This is a genomic window from Paenibacillus sp. sgz302148, from assembly GCF_056120465.1.
In genome coordinates this window covers 198,691-215,753 of the sequence record NZ_JBVYOJ010000003.1, presented here as the reverse complement: position 1 = coordinate 215,753, position 17,063 = coordinate 198,691, and the positions used below count along the sequence as shown (strand labels likewise).

At 51.8% G+C, this 17,063-nt stretch carries 14 protein-coding genes and 1 pseudogene; 11 read left to right on the top strand and 4 right to left on the bottom strand.

The features are described 5' to 3' along the window. Positions 1–202: 202 nt before the first annotated feature. On the bottom strand, positions 203–1,036 hold the full coding sequence (locus tag AC0LWM_RS06330; protein WP_474674067.1) for a hypothetical protein: 834 nt from the start codon (positions 1,034–1,036) through the stop codon (positions 203–205). 264 nt (positions 1,037–1,300) lie between these two features. On the opposite strand from AC0LWM_RS06330, the gene AC0LWM_RS06325 reads away from it, so the two are divergent. The 5 genes from AC0LWM_RS06325 (at position 1,301) to hprK (ending at position 7,388) form a co-directional block, all read left to right on the top strand. Then, on the top strand, positions 1,301–2,434 hold the full coding sequence (locus tag AC0LWM_RS06325; RefSeq protein WP_474674066.1) for a DUF2087 domain-containing protein: 1,134 nt from the start codon (positions 1,301–1,303) through the stop codon (positions 2,432–2,434). 136 nt (positions 2,435–2,570) lie between these two features. Beyond that, the gene (locus AC0LWM_RS06320) at positions 2,571–3,212 is read left to right on the top strand and encodes a GGDEF domain-containing protein (RefSeq protein ID WP_474674065.1); all 642 of its coding nucleotides are present in this window, start codon (positions 2,571–2,573) and stop codon (positions 3,210–3,212) included. Between the two features lie 5 nt (positions 3,213–3,217). After that, entirely contained in the window at positions 3,218–3,892 is a 675-nt protein-coding gene (locus AC0LWM_RS06315) for a GGDEF domain-containing protein (protein WP_474674064.1), read from the top strand. A gap of 126 nt (positions 3,893–4,018) precedes the next feature. Further along, complete coding sequence (locus AC0LWM_RS06310) at positions 4,019–6,385, top strand: CAP and S-layer homology domain-containing protein (protein ID WP_474674063.1); 2,367 nt, start codon at positions 4,019–4,021, stop codon at positions 6,383–6,385. A gap of 94 nt (positions 6,386–6,479) precedes the next feature. Next, positions 6,480–7,388, top strand: a complete 909-nt coding sequence (gene hprK, locus AC0LWM_RS06305; protein WP_474674062.1) for an HPr(Ser) kinase/phosphatase — start codon at positions 6,480–6,482, stop codon at positions 7,386–7,388. Between the two features lie 372 nt (positions 7,389–7,760). On the opposite strand, the gene AC0LWM_RS06300 is transcribed toward hprK, so the two are convergent. Together AC0LWM_RS06300 and AC0LWM_RS06295 are read right to left on the bottom strand one after the other, a co-directional pair. Beyond that, complete coding sequence (locus AC0LWM_RS06300; protein ID WP_474674061.1) at positions 7,761–8,471, bottom strand: DUF421 domain-containing protein; 711 nt, start codon at positions 8,469–8,471, stop codon at positions 7,761–7,763. 96 nt (positions 8,472–8,567) lie between these two features. Beyond that, on the bottom strand, positions 8,568–9,143 hold the full coding sequence (locus AC0LWM_RS06295; protein ID WP_474674212.1) for a GbsR/MarR family transcriptional regulator: 576 nt from the start codon (positions 9,141–9,143) through the stop codon (positions 8,568–8,570). A gap of 142 nt (positions 9,144–9,285) precedes the next feature. On the opposite strand from AC0LWM_RS06295, the pseudogene AC0LWM_RS06290 reads away from it, so the two are divergent. The 4 genes and pseudogenes from AC0LWM_RS06290 to AC0LWM_RS06275 all read left to right on the top strand — a co-directional run. Then, positions 9,286–9,495 (top strand): annotated as a pseudogene (locus AC0LWM_RS06290) (ABC transporter substrate-binding protein); the annotation flags it as partial. A gap of 410 nt (positions 9,496–9,905) precedes the next feature. Continuing rightward, a complete protein-coding gene (locus tag AC0LWM_RS06285; RefSeq protein WP_474674060.1) occupies positions 9,906–10,694 on the top strand; it encodes an HAD family hydrolase in 789 nt (262 codons plus the stop codon). Then, positions 10,684–11,025: a DMT family transporter gene (locus AC0LWM_RS06280; RefSeq protein ID WP_474674059.1), complete on the top strand. Its 342-nt coding sequence runs from the start codon at positions 10,684–10,686 to the stop codon at positions 11,023–11,025. Before AC0LWM_RS06285 ends, AC0LWM_RS06280 begins: the two co-directional genes overlap by 11 nt. A gap of 40 nt (positions 11,026–11,065) precedes the next feature. Next, entirely contained in the window at positions 11,066–11,938 is an 873-nt protein-coding gene (locus AC0LWM_RS06275) for a metallophosphoesterase family protein (protein WP_474674058.1), read from the top strand. Positions 11,939–12,491: 553 nt separating this feature from the next. Here the strand turns inward: AC0LWM_RS06275 and AC0LWM_RS06270 are convergent. Then, positions 12,492–14,870, bottom strand: a complete 2,379-nt coding sequence (locus tag AC0LWM_RS06270; RefSeq protein WP_474674057.1) for an NPCBM/NEW2 domain-containing protein — start codon at positions 14,868–14,870, stop codon at positions 12,492–12,494. A gap of 314 nt (positions 14,871–15,184) precedes the next feature. Between AC0LWM_RS06270 and AC0LWM_RS06265 the strand changes: the two genes are divergently transcribed. Together AC0LWM_RS06265 and AC0LWM_RS06260 are read left to right on the top strand one after the other, a co-directional pair. Then, positions 15,185–16,135 (top strand): ABC transporter permease, encoded by a 951-nt coding sequence (locus tag AC0LWM_RS06265; protein WP_474674056.1) that lies wholly within the window; start codon positions 15,185–15,187, stop codon positions 16,133–16,135. A 19-nt stretch (positions 16,136–16,154) separates the two neighbouring features. Further along, positions 16,155–17,030 carry a carbohydrate ABC transporter permease gene (locus AC0LWM_RS06260; RefSeq protein ID WP_474674055.1) on the top strand — a complete coding sequence of 292 codons (876 nt, stop codon included), beginning with the start codon at positions 16,155–16,157 and terminating at the stop codon, positions 17,028–17,030. Positions 17,031–17,063: the final 33 nt, after the last annotated feature.

The window sequence follows — 17,063 nt, the reverse complement described above, 5'->3', positions numbered from 1 at the left end:
GAAGATCGCCGACACTGGCCATGAGCCGGTCAGTCGGCGATCTTTTTGTGCTGATCTGCAAATTGGGGGCTGATGATGGATGACGTTAACGTTTAGCGGCATCCATCATTAACGCCGTGAAAAATCCGCTCCGTTCAGTCTCCTCAGGAAGATGCTGCCGCCGTCATGCAACGCCACACCGCCCACAAGGAGCGAACCCGGTTCACTTGACCGCCGGAATTTGCGCTTTCGCTTTGAGAATAACGTCCGCGATCTTCTTCTCGAGCGAATGAATCGCTTGCTTGCGCTCGATCACTTGCCGTGTCGAAGCGACGACGGCCGATAAAGCTTCCGACGAGCCTTTGGCGTCGCTTTTTTTCACTTTGCCGGTAAAGTCTTTCCACTCCAGAGGCAGACGTTTCTTCGGCACGTCGAGCGCGCTTTTTTGCGCTTTGATTTGCGCCTTGAGCGGCTCGATCGCCGCGAGCGTATCGCGGACCGCTTTTGCCGTTCTGGCCACCGCGTCCTTGGCGTTCTTGAGCGCTTGCTCCTTCGAGCGAATATCCTCCCGCGCCAGCTGGACGGCGATTTTCGTCGGCTCAGCCTGGGCGCGCAGCAGCGCGTTCAAGTCTTTGTCTTTCAGCAGCTTGGCGGCGTCGATCTTCTCATTGATCGACTTGTATAGCGCGAACAACGGTTTGTAGTGTTCCTTCGTACGGGTCACGTCACTTGCCAGCTTGGCGAGCTTGGCTTCGTCAATCTTCTTGATGCTTTGCCGCACCGCTTTCTGGGCTTCTTCATTGGATGCATGCTGTGCTGCAATCGAACTGTCCCACTTGCGGTCCTGCTCTTGAACGCTCTGCAAGTCGCCATACTGTGCGTTCAGCTTGTTCCGCTGCGACAAGTCCGCCGCCGCCGTCATTTTGTCGAAAGCGGTTTTGGCCGTTGGCGTCAGCGCGTACGTCGCGGCGACAGCGGCGGACGGCAATGCGGCGGTGCAAGTTATCGCAACAAGCAGAGCCGCAAGCACAACAAAAGATTTTCGGATCCGGTACATCATGAATTCCTCCTTCGAATTTGGATTTAAAAAATATACATCGCCGGAACAAAGCAAAAAAGCACCTGCAAGAAAGGCGTGACGACGCCAGTCTTACGGGTGCTTCCTTCGTAAGCGGGATGTTTATTTTTGTAAATTATAGTTGAAGCAGCTGCGTATTGTCAAGCTGCATCAGCATATTGCGAGTACGAAAGTTCATTGACATTAAGCAAACAAATTAATATAATGTCTATATATAAACAATCAAATATAGAAGGTGTTTGAGTGAAAACAACGGATTGGGTCGCGTTCGCAACTTTGGAGGAGCTGAAGCGCGGTTACGTGGAGCAGGAGGAGCAGTACGTGTGCTTGTGCTGCGGCCTTGCGGTTGAGAAAGGGATCGTGTATCCGGTGGACGGCAAGCTGTATGAAGCGATCAAATATACGAAGCTGCACATTGAGCAGGAGCACGGCTCCGCATTTCAGTTTTTGGCCGCACAGGACAAAAGCATTACCGGTTTGACCGACATCCAGCGCAATTTGCTGGAGCTGTTCTACCAAGGCAAGAGCGACCTTGAAGTCCAACAGGCGCTTGGCACGGGCAGCACATCGACGATCCGCAACCACCGGTTCGTGCTCAAGGAGAAGGAACGGCAGGCGAAGGTGTTTCTGGCGATGATGGAGCTCCTGCGGGAAAAGGATAAACACACGCCGGCGAGCTCCGGTGCAGGTAAGGCCGGACGTGTGAATAAAGGCGTGGACGCTGCGGCTGCGGAGCACGAGAAAGTGATTGCCAAATATTTTGAGAGCGGGGCCGAAAGTTCCTTGAAGAGCTTTCCGGCCAAAGAGAAGCATAAACGGATCGTACTTGGCGAAATCGTCAAATATTTCGAGACGAAACGGAATTATTCCGAGAAGGAAGTTAACGCGATTCTGGAAGAAGTGTTCGACGACTACGCGGTGATCCGCCGAAGCTTGGTTGACTACAGCTTCATGAATCGGGTGGAGGACGGGAGCCGGTACTGGCTGAACGACGAGAATGGAAAGGAGGCGGGCGGCGTGAGCCGACGCGAGGAATTAAAGCAGCAAGCGAAAGAAATTAAAACGCAGGCCGGCGTTTATCAAATCCGAAATACGGTCAATGGCAAAGTATTTATTGAGGCGAGCCGCAATTTGAAATCGGTCAACGGGCAGCTGTTTACTTTGGAAATGGGCTCCCATGCCGTAAAGAGCTTGCAGCAGGATTGGAAGGAATACGGCAAGGACGCATTTGTCGTCGAGGTGCTGGAGCAGCTGGAGAAGGACAACAAGTCGGAGTTCTATGACGAGAAAGATGCCCTGAAAAAGCTAAAGGACAAGTGGCTGGACAAAGTGCAGCCATACGGGGACAAGGGCTACAATGAGCCGAAAAAACAATAACCCTTCGCGCAAATATAACGTAAACGCATGCTTCGACGAGGAAGCGTGCGTTTTTTATTTTTCCATGCAAGCTATTGTATATTGCGAATTTATATATATAATATTGTATATATAAATACATAGGAGGATAAATATCATGCAAGAACATATCGATAGCTTGACCGGGTTGAAAAATGGGGGGGCGCTGGAGCTTGCCCTCAAGCAAGCGTTCAAAAGCGAAGACAGCGTCGGGCTTGCCTTGCTGGACATCGATCACTTTCTGGAAATCAACGAACAGCTCGGCCATGAGGCAGGGGATCGGGTGCTGCAGGGGATATCTTCGGTTATGAAGGAATATTGCGCGGATGCGGAGGCTTACCGCGTATCGGGCGACGAGTTCGCGGTGTTGATGCCCGGCAGCAGCCTGGAGCAGCTGTTTCTGCTCATGGAAGGGCTGCGGGGGCAGGTGTACGATTCGCAGGGGAAGTACCAGCTGCCCGCCGGCGTCGTGTCGGATGTGAGCATCACGATCGGCGTCGCGCAGTACCCGAGGGATGCGAAGGACGAGGCGTCGCTGATGCGGGCGGCGAACGCGGCGCTCATGTCGGCGAAGGAAGCGGGGCGCAATCAGGTTTCGCTGCCGCCGAACGAGGATATGATCATGAAATCGTGTTATTACCCGGCGACGATGGTCAAGCGGCTCAAATCTTTGGCGGACAAGCTTAAGAAGAAGGAATCGGTGCTGCTGCGCGAAGCGTTGTCGGATTTGCTGCGCAAATATGACCGGGTTGAGGAATAAGCGTGATGAGGAAGACGCGTCTTCCTCATTTTGTTGGTATCGGCGCGATCACGGGGAGCGCATTCATGGTGGCCGTCCATGAGATTGAAGCCCGGACCGGGGCTTGGGGCAAATTGTTGACCGTAGTACTCGGCGCGGTCTTCTGTGCGGTGTTGATGGCGGCGTGCGTTCATTGGTATGAAAAAAGCATGATGGACGACATGACCCGGCTATATAACCGGAGATACTTGTTCCGGAGGCTGGATCGGGAGTTCGCTCTTGCCCGCCGTACAATGTCCGCTTTGGCGATTGCGGTTATCGACGTCGACGATTTCAAAAGCTTTAATACGCGGTTCGGCCACTTGGCCGGAGACGAGGTATTGTCTGCGGTCGCCCGAACGATCCAAGCCAATGTCCGAGCCGGCGACACGGTCGGGCGCTGGGGCGGCGAGGAATTCGCGATCGTATTGCCGGGAGCCGATGCTGCTGCCGCAAGCGAAGTGGCTCATCGCGTCCGTGCGCGAGTCGGGGAATTGAGCTTGAATCTCGGACAAGAAGGTGAGCATGTCGGCGTGACGGTGAGCATCGGCGTTGTGGTCGACAGCGGACGGTATGCTTCGCTTAAAGATTTTCTCCATCATGCCGACGAAACGATGTATCAAGCCAAACGTCGGAAAAATTCGGCGGTCGTAGTCGTTTGATCGGAGGGGCTGGAAAAGCCTCTCTTTTTTCATATAAAATCCACAACGTGTCTGCAAAAACAAGGGGTTCGTGTAGTATGATTTGGTAGATGATTGAGTAGACGACAGATTGAAAGGATGATATGATTGCAACTCCATAACAAACGCCGGCGGTTCGGGCGGATCGCAGCATTGCTGATTGCGGTTGTTTGCGTGCCGCTTGTTCAAACCGACGTGCTCGGGAAAACCGCTTACGCGGCAGAAAGCTCTCAGTTTACGCAGCTGACCGCAGGTACAAAGGAAATCAGGATCGGCTTGCGAACTACATTCAGTACGAGTTTTGATGCGATCGGAGGTTTTGGCGTTTCTGAGAACGTCAATGCGTCCAGTACATATTCGATCGACGACCCTTCCGTGGCCATCGTAACGTCCGACGGCCTCGTTCACTCCGTTTCGGTAGGCAGCACGGTACTGCATGTGAAATATCAGCATTTATCGCTTGATATTCCGGTCATCGTAGAGGAGCAGGTGCGCTATAAGACGGAACCTCCGAAGGTCCAGCAATCGCCGCTCGACGTTTATGCCGGCGTCGATATGAAGCGGTTGGAAACGCACCGGCAAGCCTCGCTTGAGTTGATCAACAAGCTTCGTCATGCGATTGGGCTCGAACCGCTCCGCTTCGACGAAAGCCTGCATAAAGCTGCGCAAGCCCACGCGAACTATCAATCCCTGAACGGGAGCATGACGCACATCGAGGACAAAAATAAGCAAGGCTATTCCGGCGGAATGCCGTCGCACCGCGCTCAGGCATTCGGATATCCGAATGTAAGCGTAGGCGAGGTCATAGCCCCGACGAATGAATCTCCCTCCAAAGCGACCCAGTCGCTGATTGACGCGCCATTTCATCGAATCGACTTGCTTTCGCCGAATCTGGACGAAGCAGGCATTGGAGTTACGGACCAATACACGGTCATCAATCCGGGAACGAAAAAGTTCGGAGAACGATGGAAAGACCGGGACATCGTATATTATCCGTACAACGGGCAGAGCGGCATACCGACCTACTGGCTGGCTTACGAAACGCCGAATCCGCTCGCCTATTACAACGAAGAGGGTGCTCAGGTCGGTTACCCGATCTCGATCAGCACTTCTTACAGCCATATCTTGAATTTTAAGTCGGCGACCATTACCGATGCAGCCGGCAAGCCGATTGATTATTATTTGGTTGATGCGGAACGGAAAGGATCGGAAGAGGCGATTTTGCTTATTCCGAAAAAACCGCTCGTGGGAAATTCGACGTATACGGTCTCGGCGAGCTTCAATGAAACAAACAGCTTTAATGTGGAGAAGGGCATTCCGGCAACGGAATTTACGAAAACATGGAGCTTCTCGACGCAAGGGGATCAGGTGGCGAAGTTGTCGGTCGACGACGTCCCGAATTCGCTGGAAGCAGGCGAGACGCTAAAGCTGCCAAAAGTAATGGTACGCACAACAAGCGGCGCTTCCCTCGACGTCACCGCGACGGCGGAGTTTACTTCCAGTTCGGCGTATGTCGCTATCCGGGACGGCAAGATTGTTGGCATATCCGCGGGCAAAGCGGACATCACAATCCGGCAAGGGGAAGGCTCGTACACGTTTACCGTGCAAGTGCTGCCCTCGCAAAGTTTCACCGACACCCGTTCCCATTGGGCCAGAGAAACGATCGAATGGGGCCGCAAGCAGGGCATCGTCAAAGGATATGAGGGAGGGAAATTCAAGCCGGACGGTCAAGTTTCCGAGGCTGAATTTCTGGCCATGGTGTTCAATTTGTATCCTAAAGTGCCGGCGCAGATCGATGCGACCGGAGACAAAAAAGGGGTATGGAGCGCCGGCGCGTGGAGCGATAAGTACTACCGTTATGCAACCGTGCTGAATTTGGGCCTAGAGAAGAGTGCGGCGAATGCCAAGCTGCGGAACGCGACAATCACGCGCGCCGAAGTCGCCCAATTGATTGCGGGATTAAACGGGAAAAACTATAAGAACGACGCCGATGCGATTCGCTTCCTTCTCGATGCGGGTTATTCCAATGGCAAGACAGCGCCGACCGTGGAAGGTTATGCCGGGAAGGACCGCATTACGCGTGCGGAAGCGTTGCAGTTTTTGCGCAATTTGGTCACCAAGGGAATGACGTCGATCCTTTCTCGCCCGGAGACACCGACTTCGTTCGAGAAGGCGGATAAATACATGCGTGCCGTTTATGCGGAAGACCGCAAGCTGTCGATCGCCGGTAGGTTCAAGGAGCTGGCCGGACAAACGCTGCCGATCAAAATTAACGGGCCGGATCCGAAGGTAAAGCATATTACGACTTATACAGTCACGCTGGATGCGGATGGTTATTTCAAGCTGGATACAGCCCCTGTTGTGACGGATGAGCAGACAGCCTATGAATATCTCAATATAGATTTAAATGCAACGGAGCATTTTTCCTATTGGATGAAGGTACAAGCATCGAGCCAGTCGTCCAATCAATATTAGATGACGAAATCAAGCTCGAATCGGCAGGGAATCGGAGATCCATAGCGAATACCTGTGATGAACTTGGAAAAATGCCATGAATGGAGAGGATACGATGAAATCCGTTACCGTGCAAGATGTGGTCAATCGCTTCTCGCTCGAGGTGATCGCCGGCAATGCGGACCTGCATCGTGAAATAACGAAAGCCAAAGTACACCGTCCGGGATTGGAGTTCGTCGGCTATTTCGAATTTTTCTCGCAATCGCACGTCCAGGTGCTGGGGCGCAAGGAAATTAATTATTTGCACACATTAACGGAAGACGAGCGCAATCTTCACATCGGCAATATCGTCAAATACCACCCGCCGTGCTTTATCGTGACGCATAATCAGGAAGGGCTCAAATATTTGACCAAATATTGCGAGGAAGAAGGCATTCCGCTGCTGCGCACGCCGATGCCGACATCGAAGATGATAAATTTGATCGACAGCTTTCTGGCCAAGTCGCTGGCGAAGGAAATTGCCGTTCACGGCGTATGCGTCAATGTGGCGGGCATCGGCATCCTGCTGCGCGGGAAGTCGGGCGTCGGCAAAAGCGAAACCGCCCATACGCTTATCCGGAGAGGGCATCGGCTTGTGGCGGACGATATCGTCGTGCTCAAGAAGATTAGTCCCGAAACGATACTCGGCACGCATAACGGCAAGTCGAAAGAGTTTCTCGCGCTGCGCAGCATCGGGCTTGTGAATGTGACGCGTCTGTATGGCCGAAGCGCATTTCAGGACGAAACGCGCATCGTGCTCGACATCGAGCTGACGAAATGGCAGGACAACGCCTTGAACAACGATCTGGAGCTGGAGCCGAAATATACCGAGTACATGGACATTCGCATCCCGCATATCGAGATCCAGCTGCAGCCGGGACGCGATGTAGCGGGGCTGATCGAAGCGGCCGCGAACAACTGGTATTTGCGCCAGCAAGGCTACAGCGCCGCGGAGGAGTTCATGAAGCGATTGGAGCAGCCGTAGCAGCCGCAGCACGGTACGATGGTTGTCTAGGCGCGAGCTGGCATAAAAATAACGGGAAAAGATGTAGTTAATTGGAGAGGTGCGGGAGAGTAGGGGGAAATAACGGGAAAAGATGCATCTAATTTTTGTCTATCTCTCGAAAAACGGGTAAAGCGCCAAAAATAACTGCATGTTTTCCATGTAATGGACCGAAAATAGGCGATGTGGGCGAAAATAACGTCATGATTTCCAGTTATTTTCGAAATTTATTCGGCAACCGTCGCAAAATCTTGCCCAGAGAAACGTTCTGCAACTCGCTGAACAACTAACCTATGCAAAGCAACGCGCCCGCGGTCGGCTGACCCAGTGCGCGTTGTTTTTTGTGCGGAAGTCTTATTCCGTATCGATAGGGTGCCTAATATTATCTTTGTACAGGTCAAAATATAAACCGCCGTTTGTTCCCCTGACGGCGTAACATACCTCTTCCACCGTCAAACTTCTTTTTTTCAATTGATTGGAAAGCCAATCGTGACTTAAACCTTCCTGCTTAATGTTCTCTACGATGACTTCTCCGTCCATAATCAGCTCGATTGGAAATTTGGGCTTTCCCGTGCTCATGATGGATAAGTCTTTTTTGGTGAGCTGACGATATTCGGGCTTCTTCAAAATAGACAGCTTGCCGTTCAACTCCAGCACGGCATACTCTACTTCTTCGATATCGAAAACGTCTTTCTCACGCAATTCTTGGTTCAACGTATCGAGCGAAAATTTTAGTTTCTTTAAATTTTGCTCCAATATTTTTCCGTTTTCGATCACGATCGTCGGTTTGCCCGAAAACCATTTTCTCATTTTTCGGCTTTTCAGCGAAATAAGCGCGATGAAGAAGGCAATTACGCCAAAAGTGAGGAGCGACGCGATTAAATTCCATGACTTTAGCCCGGTATTAAACGCAAGATTGGCGGTAATGGCGCCAAGCGTGATCGATGAGACAAAATCGTGATAGGTCAATTGCGTAATCGTATGCTTGCCGAGTATTCTCGCAATGATCATGATCAATGCAAACGCGATGATCGTTCTTAAGATGACTTCCCAAAATACGCCCATGCTGCTTCGCCCGCCTCACAATCATCCATTTGACAACTCTATCCAATAGAATCGCCAAGTTGCGGAATCCTTATTCTGCGAAGCGAAAACCCAGCCCTATTTTCCCTCCGGAGGCTCCCCCTGAAAATATTGCCCGTTCCGCAAGCCGTCCACGAACGTTTGCAGCCATTCGTAATATTTGACCGCATGGCGCATTTTGTGTAAATCCTGCAGGCACGCCTGCCGTTCTTCCTCCGGAGTGTCCAGGCTCAAGATCAATTCCTTCAGCTCCGGCATCACCCCGCCTACGGCGCCAAGCATGACATCGATCTCCCTTTGCAGCTTCGCCGTGAAAAAATTTTGGAAGGCGTTGAAAAAGTTCGTCTCCGCGACATACAAGTCCTGCCGGTCCCGTTTTTCTTCCAGCCGGCTCACCATTTTCGATTCCATAAGCGAACGTACGGCGTAGCTCATATTGCTTTTGCTCATATTCATTTCCGTTTTCATTTCATCCAGCGTCATCGGCCGGTCTTCAAAAAACATAATGCCGTACAGCTGGCCGAACGAGTAGTTGGCTCCGTACAAGTCCATCGTTTGGGCGATGGCGTCGATCACATGCCGGCGCAGCTGCGATCTTTGCTCGGATATTTGGGGCGTTTCGCTAGAGGACACGCTAGTCACTTCCTTGGCCATAAAGTTCGTCGTCATTCCTAAGTTTTCATATTTTCATTATACAAGATGCCGGAGCCTGTGACGAACCCATTCAGGTTTTCCGATTTACAAAAGCTTTAAGCCCGCTTGATCTTGCGTTAACCTTTGAAAATAAATCTTTATGTACAGCGACAAAAACCCGCAGGCAAAAGTTCCGCTTATGCAGGCGGCCCATGCTTCTTCTCCGTTCGAGGATCCGACGGGGGGCAAAATATCCGACGCGCTCAAAATCGCCGCGGACAAAGTGCAGATCGAAAACGTCCCGGCAGCCGAGGCGCTGAAAGAAGCGAAGGAAACGGCACAGAAGGAATTGGATAAGAAAATGGGCAACTAAATAAGCTTTTCGCGTGACTGATTGGGAACGGATTTAGTCAACTGATTCAGTCAACCGATTCAGGCAACCGATGTGCGGCTTTGGCAACCGAGCGGGAATGTCCCGCTCGGTTGCTGTTCCAGCCGGGCAAAGTCAACAGCCGTCATTATCGTTCAAATAAAATTGAATTTTGTCACAAGCGAATCAAAATTTCTACATCAGAGATGGAGACCTAGTTTTTTTAATACATGCAGATAAAATATTGTTTCTATATAGCGATATCGAGAGCTTGTCCACTTACGTCAGATCATCCGTCGGCGTGCTTTTTATCATTTGAATGTTAAAAAAATATTGAACGAAATGAAAAGCGCGTGTTAAGATAAAGTGAGTATTAAGAGTGGAACTTTTGGAAAAAAACGAGGAGGGCAATGATGCCGCATTTGCTGATCAACGATACGGAAATTGAAATAGACGGCATTTTATTCGATAAAGACGGAACGTTGCTCGATTTCGTCGGATTATGGGGATTTTGGAGCGAGGCGATGCTCCGCCGATTCAGCGAGCGGCTCGCGGAGCGCGGGCTTGGGCTGCCGGACGAATTATTCCCGTCGCTATGGGGAACGGTTCATGACGCTGACGGACGTATCGTCGACTATGACCGGAAAGGTGCGCTAGCGATGGGCACGATCGGCGATATGCTGGCCATTGTCGCTTGGCAGGCTTACCGTCTCGGCCTATCCTGGGGCGAAGCGATGATTCTCGCGCGCGAGTGCAAGGAGTGGGCTGACGGAGAAATCGAACGCGAGCGTCCGTCTCGGCCGCTGCCGGGAGCAGTCGATTTCCTAAGGCAATGCAAGGAATGCGGGCTCCCGATCGGGATCGTGACCGCGGACGATACGGAGCCTGCCAAGCTGCACCTGGGGTGGATGGGCATCCGCGATCTGTTCGACGTCGTCATAGGCACCGATCGCGTGGAACGCGGCAAGCCTTACCCCGATATGCTTCTCCTTGCTTGCCGGGAGCTGGGGCTTGATCCGGCCCGTGTAGCCGTTATCGGCGATACGAACGGCGACATGGCGATGGGCAAGAGGGCGGGTGCGGCTGTCACGGTCGGCTTGACGATAGGCCCGGGAAGCGACCGGGTTCAACTGCCGGACGCTGATATCATCATCGAAGCATATCGCCAAATGCGCATCGCGGGACAACGACATGAAGGGTGAGAATGTCTTGGGATGGATTTTTTTGTCGCTGGCCATCGTGCTGGAATTGTCGGGAACGGTATCGATGAAGCTGTCGGACGGCTTTACGCGGTTATGGCCCTCGATTCTTATGTTTGTATTGTACGGCGCTAGCTTCACCTGCTTGAATTTTGCGCTGTCCTCCATTCCGGTGGGCGTCGCGTATGCCATTTGGTCAGGCGTGGGGATCGTGCTCATCACGCTGGTAGGCGCATTCGTCTTTCATGAACGGGTGCACCTGTCGTCCATGATCTGGATCACCGTCATTATCATTGGCATCGTTGGGTTGAAAATAAGCGTAAAACCTTCATAAGATCAGCTTATTTGAATCGATTACGGGAGATGTTAACGAGATGGATCATTTACATTCAACGCCTGCGCAGCAACCGGTCATTCGCTTTCAGGTCATTACCGACACGCATGTGACGACAGACCCGGAGCACACCTACAATCGCCACTTTGCCGGGGCGCTTCGCGACATTGCCGCGACCGCACCGGACAGTATCGGCATCATGCACGTCGGCGACTTGACCGATTCCGGCAACGATGCGGAATATGCGGAAGTGCATCGCATTTTGGACGAGAACAAAACCGGATTGCCCAAACTGCTCATGACTTCCGGCAATCACGACGTATCGACTAACGATTGGCGCGCGCGAATCGCGAACTTCTTGGGCCAAACCGGCATGCCCGGCGCTTATCATGATCATTGGGTCAACGGCTATCATTTTATTTTTCTCGGAACCGAAGACGGGACGGATGGATTCGCGGATTTATCGGCAGATCAGCTAGCCTGGCTGGATGCCAAATTATCCGAGCAAGCGCATGACGGCAAGCCGAAATTTGTATTCCTGCATCAACCTTTAAAGAATACCGTGTCCGGCTCCTCGGAAGCTCAAGGCTGGTATGGGGTTAAGCAGGACGAAGAGATGAAAGCGGTCCTTGCGCGCCATCCGCACGCGATATTATTTACCGGCCATACGCATTGGGTATTCGGTTCCCCGAATACGATCCACGGAGGCGATGGCAAAGCAACGATGTTTAATGCCAGCTCGGTGGCATACTTATGGACGGACGAAGACGTTGAACTCGCAGGCAGCGAAGGCTACTACGTCGAAGTATATCCGGATCACGTGCTTGTAAGGGGCCGTGATTTTACGACCGGCACCTGGGTGGAGCAAGCGCAATTTACCGTACCGAACGTCGCGGCAATCTCCGCCACCTAGCATAAGTCCATGACTTAACATAAGTTCGCCACCTAACATAAGTCCATGACTTAACATAAAAAGCGCCCTTCGGGGCGCTTTTTTTAACGCTAAGATAGTTTATTCGTTAAAGCTTGGAGATGATAGAGAGCTTTCTTTGCCAAGCAAAAACATCCGCAAGTACGCGGTCAATTCATCTTCGGTCCGGTAAAGCAAATCCGAGGCAGGGAAACCTCCGACAGCGGTTTCTGGCCTGCGGTCGGAGGTTTCTGATAAGCTGCGTCGTACTCAAAACTGTAGAAGTTCCATTGTATTTTGTGCAATGGATAACGGGCGTGGTGCAAGATTGGGTTCACTCCATTGTACTTCGTACAACGGAAATTACGGCCACTGGGTATTACCAAAAAATATGCGATTGTGATTGCACATTTTGCAATGGAGAGGCTGTATTTTCGTCATTTCAAAGGATTCCATTGCACGTAATGCAATGAAAAATGGTCAAGCTGGTTTATGCGGCTTAAGCTGCGATGAACTCGAAGGTCAAAGAACCCGTCAGCTTTTTTCCTAAGATGCGTTATGGATTAGCGTTATAGATAATCTTGGCGCCGCCCCAGTCTGCATGGTCGTAACCGTTATTGTCGGCGGCATTTGTGACGACGAGCTTAAGGATTTTTGCCCCGGTTATATCGACATCGATAGGCTCTGCCGGTGAACTGCCTGTTATAACCCCGCTCTCATAGATCTTATTTCCATCCGCCCAAACTTGAAACGTGACGGAACCGTTGTTTCCGACTTCATCATCGATGCCAACGTCGGCAATGAATTTGGAGAACTTACCTCCGACGTAATAGGATATAGCGGATTCCGCGTGTGCTCCGAGCCCTTTTTCATAAGTCGTACCGTTGATGGTTATGATGTTTCCGTCCCCTGAAGCGGACTCTCCATTACTGCGATCTTTTTCGACAGGACCCCATCCGTTTGTGGATTCATGCCAGCTCATATCGCTCAGATAGGCATCCGTTGACGGTGGAGCTGCGAACACATGAATCTGGCTTTTTACCTGTTTTTGTCCCGGGAGTTTCTGCCCCCCGTAAACAAAAGTTGCTTTGGCATCGATGTTATATAATGCCGGATTTGCATTGCTAGGTACTGTGACGTCCCACGTCATCGTATTCGACTTGCCTGGAGGCAGATTTTTAATTGTGGTTGGTGAAGCGGTATGAACTCCCCATCCGTCAGGGGTTTGGAGTTTGATCGCAACATCCTTTATAGGATTCCTGCCGTTATTCGTTAATGTAATCGTCACCTTGCTTTGTTGGCCTGCTTCAACATAGTTGTCAGTCGTTATGGCAAGATCCGCCGCCGGCTGAGCCATATTCGGCGTGCCTGGATGGACTCGGAACATGGCTGCCCCATGTGACGGCACGACAGCACTAATGAGGTTAGCTGTTGCGCTTTCACTGTGCTCCCATAAGTCGCGCACGATGTATACAGAAGCATCGTTTAAGCCAAGGTCACTGATGTTCAAATTCATCGTTGTCGATGACTGGCTCCGGTTAAAGAACAACACGGCCTTGTCTCCGTTAGACAGCGGTTTGACCCATACTTCATAGTCTCCGTCGTCGCGGATTTTGCTTCCTTGTATGCCTGCAGGATCCTGATCGATCGCGATAACTTCTTTGTTCAGCAGGATTTCCTTTGTAGCCTCCGTCATGTTGCTAATATCGTTGCCTGCAAGGAGAGGCGCAGCCATGATACTCCATAAGCTGAAGTGCGCACGGTATTCCGTATCCGTCATCCCGCCGTTCCCAACTTCGAGCATATCCGGATCATTCCAGTGTCCCGGCCCTGCATACTGGGCCAGCACCGAATTTTGGTCGAGTATGCTTGTCATGCTATCCCAAGTGTCGGAAATATCGCCGGTCGTGCGCCACAGGTGTCCGACCGACGGACCCCATAACCATGGCTTGTTGGCTCCCCATTCGCAGATGCTGAACATGATTTGGCGCCCCGTAGCCTGCAATGCGTCTCGCATCGCCCCGTATTGCTGTGCCGAAATCACGGCGCCGTCTTCCGGGTTGTAGAACTTGATTTTATTTTCGCCTTGCCGCAAAGTGACTTGGATAGGGTAAGATGCCACAGCATACCAGTCCCCGGACGAAGGCAGGCTATATTTTTCTCCCGTGCTTCCGTTCACGCTGACGTACAGATTTCTGCTGCCGGCGTCCCCGTTATAGTAATGAACCGTTAAAGCATAATCGCCTGCTGTAGGTACGGTGATTTTGTTCATTGTTAAATCTCCGGCGTTATTGCCGATAAATCCAACCCTCGAGCCGTTGATTCTTGCATTTCCGGTAATTGTATTATCGGGCGATTCCGCTTCGTATGCCGTCTCGTTCGTTCCGTCGGATACTGTGATCTTATCCAAATCGGGCGCGTAGGTGCTTGATCTTTCGTTATAGCAGAAGTCATACTTCAGGAAGTCGACCTCCCATTCCGCGAACTTGGCGGCATCCCTTTCCTCATGACCCTGGCTCGCCGGAAGCCCCATGCAGGTCTTCGTGCCGTTGGAGGAGTAGATCCCGAGCTTTAAGCCTTTGCTGTGGACATAATCGGCAACTCCCTTAATTCCGTCGGGAAACCTTACCGGGTCCGGAACAAGGTCGCCGTTCGCGTCCCGCGTACCGGTCATCCAATTATCGTCGATGTTGATGTATTCATAGCCGGCATCCTTCATGCCGCTCTCCACCATCGCATCGGCCATGCCCATAATCTTCCACTGGTCGATGTTGCCCCCGAACTTGTTCCAGCTGTTCCATCCCATCGGCGGGGTAAGGGCCAGTCCATCATCCAACGCAAATGCGGTCGTGGTCAGCTTGCTCATGTAGCCTATCGGGATGAATTGGGCAAATAGAAATACAATTGACAAAACCATAATTTTGAACCTGCGCATTCGATGACCTCCTCATAATTGGATTCATTGTAATACGGACTCTGCGGTTGAAGATCGCACCTCCTTTGTTGCAACCACCGATTACAATGATATGTAAGCGTATTCGGCGACATGCGGCATTTTCCTTCAAAAAAAAGAAAAAAATATTCAGAGGTACTGGCGAATTATCGAAATTATTTCGAATGATCGGTCGTCCGAATAGCGGTTTTTGCGACTTTTCCCGGGTATTATTGTCCTCCGCTCCGGTTTTCCGCCCTTGCGATTTCAAGTAAGCTAACCAATGTAAGCACTTTCTTGATCGGAGGGGGAAAAAGATGGGGCCGGCAACCGCCGTTAGCGCCAAGAAGGAAGAGCGGCTCGTCATGAAGCCGTTCAGGAAGATTTGGAAATTCAAATTGCTTTACCTTTTGCTGCTTCCCGCTTTGGCTTGGGTTTTCATTTTTGATTACCTCCCCCTATACGGGATTAGCATCGCCTTTACCGACTACAACGTCATTCAAGGCTTCTCCGGAAGCGAGTGGGCGGGGCTCAAATATTTCCGGATGCTGTTCGAATCCGAGATGTTCCGCAACGCCTTCGTGAACACGCTCGTGATCAGCCTGTACAAAATGATCAGCGGTTTTCTGTGCCCGATTCTGCTCGCGCTCGCCTTAAACGAAATCCGCGCCGTCTGGTTCAAGAAGACGCTTCAAACCGCCGTTTATTTGCCGCGGTTCGTTTCCTGGGTCGTATACGGGGGGATCATCACGCTGCTGCTCTCGCCGGAAACCGGCGTCATCAACAAAATGATGGAATGGTTCGGCGGAAAGCCGGCTTACCTGCTCGTCGAACCCGCTTATTTCCGCACGATCCTTGTCGTCACCGACGCGATGAAGGAGATGGGCTGGGCCGCCATCATCTATATGGCTGCGATCGCCGGACTAAATCCGGAAGTTTACGAGGCGGCCATTATGGATGGCGCGACGCGCTTTGGGCGCATCGTTCACATCACTTTACCCGGCATTACGGGCACGATCGTCGTCGTTTTCATTCTCAGAGTCGGCACCTTGATGAGCGCCGGACTGGATCAGGTCATCAATCTGTACAATCCGATGGTGTTCGAAGTGGGGGACATTCTCGATACTTACATTTACCGCGTAGGCATCGAGCAGTTTAGCCTCAGCCTTGCGGCGGCGGCGGACGTCGTCAAAGGAATCATCGGGCTCGCGATGGTGCTGATCGCCAACCATATCGCCAAGCGAATCAACGATTCCGGTATTTTCTGATGAAGGGGAAGCGTTAGCCATGAAACTCACGAGAGGCGAAAGCGTCTTCGTTACAACCAACTATGTCGTTCTGACCGTCTTGACCCTGATCATTATCGTGCCTTTCTGGTACGTGATTACCGTTTCGGTTACGCCTTACTCCGTGTTCAGCGAGAAGAACGGGTTGGTCCTGTATCCGGACTCCTTCAGCTTTCAATACTACGCCTACCTGCTGAAGAAAGGCTCGCTCATCTACGGCGCATACGGGAATACGATCCGCAATACGGCAGGGGGCGTGCTGCTGGCGCTGTTTCTCACCGCGACGTCCGCTTATGCGCTGGCGGAGAAGAAATTGCCCGGCCGTCGGTTTCTGATGATGATCTTCGTCTTGACGATGCTGTTCAAGGGCGGGATGATCCCGACTTATATTACCGTCAAAAATCTCGGATTGCTGAACACCGATTACGTTCTTATTTTGGTCATGGCGTACAGCGCTTTCAACATGATCATCATGAAATCGTTTTTCGAAGGTATTCCCGAGAGCCTCAAGGAATCCGCCTCCATCGACGGAGCGTCCGAGGTAACCGTCTTGTGGCGAGTCGTGCTCCCTTTGTCGATGCCGGTAATCGCCACCATCGGCCTGCTCTACTTGGTCGTTTATTGGAACGATTTCTTCAATGCACTGCTGTATGTGACCGATTGGCACAAAGCGCCCGTGCAGCTCGTGCTTCGAACCATTATCGCGAGCTCAAGCCTTCCGCCTGAGCTGCTGGAAGCGGCCGGTTCGACGCCGCCGCCAACGGTGGGCATTCAGATGGCCGCGATCGTGATCGTAGCTTTGCCGATGCTGATTGTGTATCCGTTCATTCAAAAATATTTCGAGCAAGGCATGCTGATCGGATCGGTGAAAGGATAAGCGCAAGGTAAACGCCAGGATAAGTGCAGGCAC

Excerpts from the sequence above, each read along its gene's own strand:
- AC0LWM_RS06330 (WP_474674067.1), bottom strand. The coding sequence starts at position 1,036 with ATGTACCGGATCCGAAAATCTTTTGTTGTGCTTGCGGCTCTGCTTGTT.
- AC0LWM_RS06320 (WP_474674065.1), top strand. The coding sequence starts at position 2,571 with ATGCAAGAACATATCGATAGCTTGACCGGGTTGAAAAATGGGGGGGCG.
- AC0LWM_RS06315 (WP_474674064.1), top strand. The coding sequence starts at position 3,218 with ATGAGGAAGACGCGTCTTCCTCATTTTGTTGGTATCGGCGCGATCACG.
- hprK (WP_474674062.1), top strand. The coding sequence starts at position 6,480 with ATGAAATCCGTTACCGTGCAAGATGTGGTCAATCGCTTCTCGCTCGAG.
- AC0LWM_RS06300 (WP_474674061.1), bottom strand. The coding sequence starts at position 8,471 with ATGGGCGTATTTTGGGAAGTCATCTTAAGAACGATCATCGCGTTTGCA.
- AC0LWM_RS06295 (WP_474674212.1), bottom strand. The coding sequence starts at position 9,143 with ATGGCCAAGGAAGTGACTAGCGTGTCCTCTAGCGAAACGCCCCAAATA.
- AC0LWM_RS06285 (WP_474674060.1), top strand. The coding sequence starts at position 9,906 with ATGCCGCATTTGCTGATCAACGATACGGAAATTGAAATAGACGGCATT.
- AC0LWM_RS06280 (WP_474674059.1), top strand. The coding sequence starts at position 10,684 with ATGAAGGGTGAGAATGTCTTGGGATGGATTTTTTTGTCGCTGGCCATC.
- AC0LWM_RS06275 (WP_474674058.1), top strand. The coding sequence starts at position 11,066 with ATGGATCATTTACATTCAACGCCTGCGCAGCAACCGGTCATTCGCTTT.
- AC0LWM_RS06270 (WP_474674057.1), bottom strand. The coding sequence starts at position 14,870 with ATGCGCAGGTTCAAAATTATGGTTTTGTCAATTGTATTTCTATTTGCC.
- AC0LWM_RS06265 (WP_474674056.1), top strand. The coding sequence starts at position 15,185 with ATGGGGCCGGCAACCGCCGTTAGCGCCAAGAAGGAAGAGCGGCTCGTC.
- AC0LWM_RS06260 (WP_474674055.1), top strand. The coding sequence starts at position 16,155 with ATGAAACTCACGAGAGGCGAAAGCGTCTTCGTTACAACCAACTATGTC.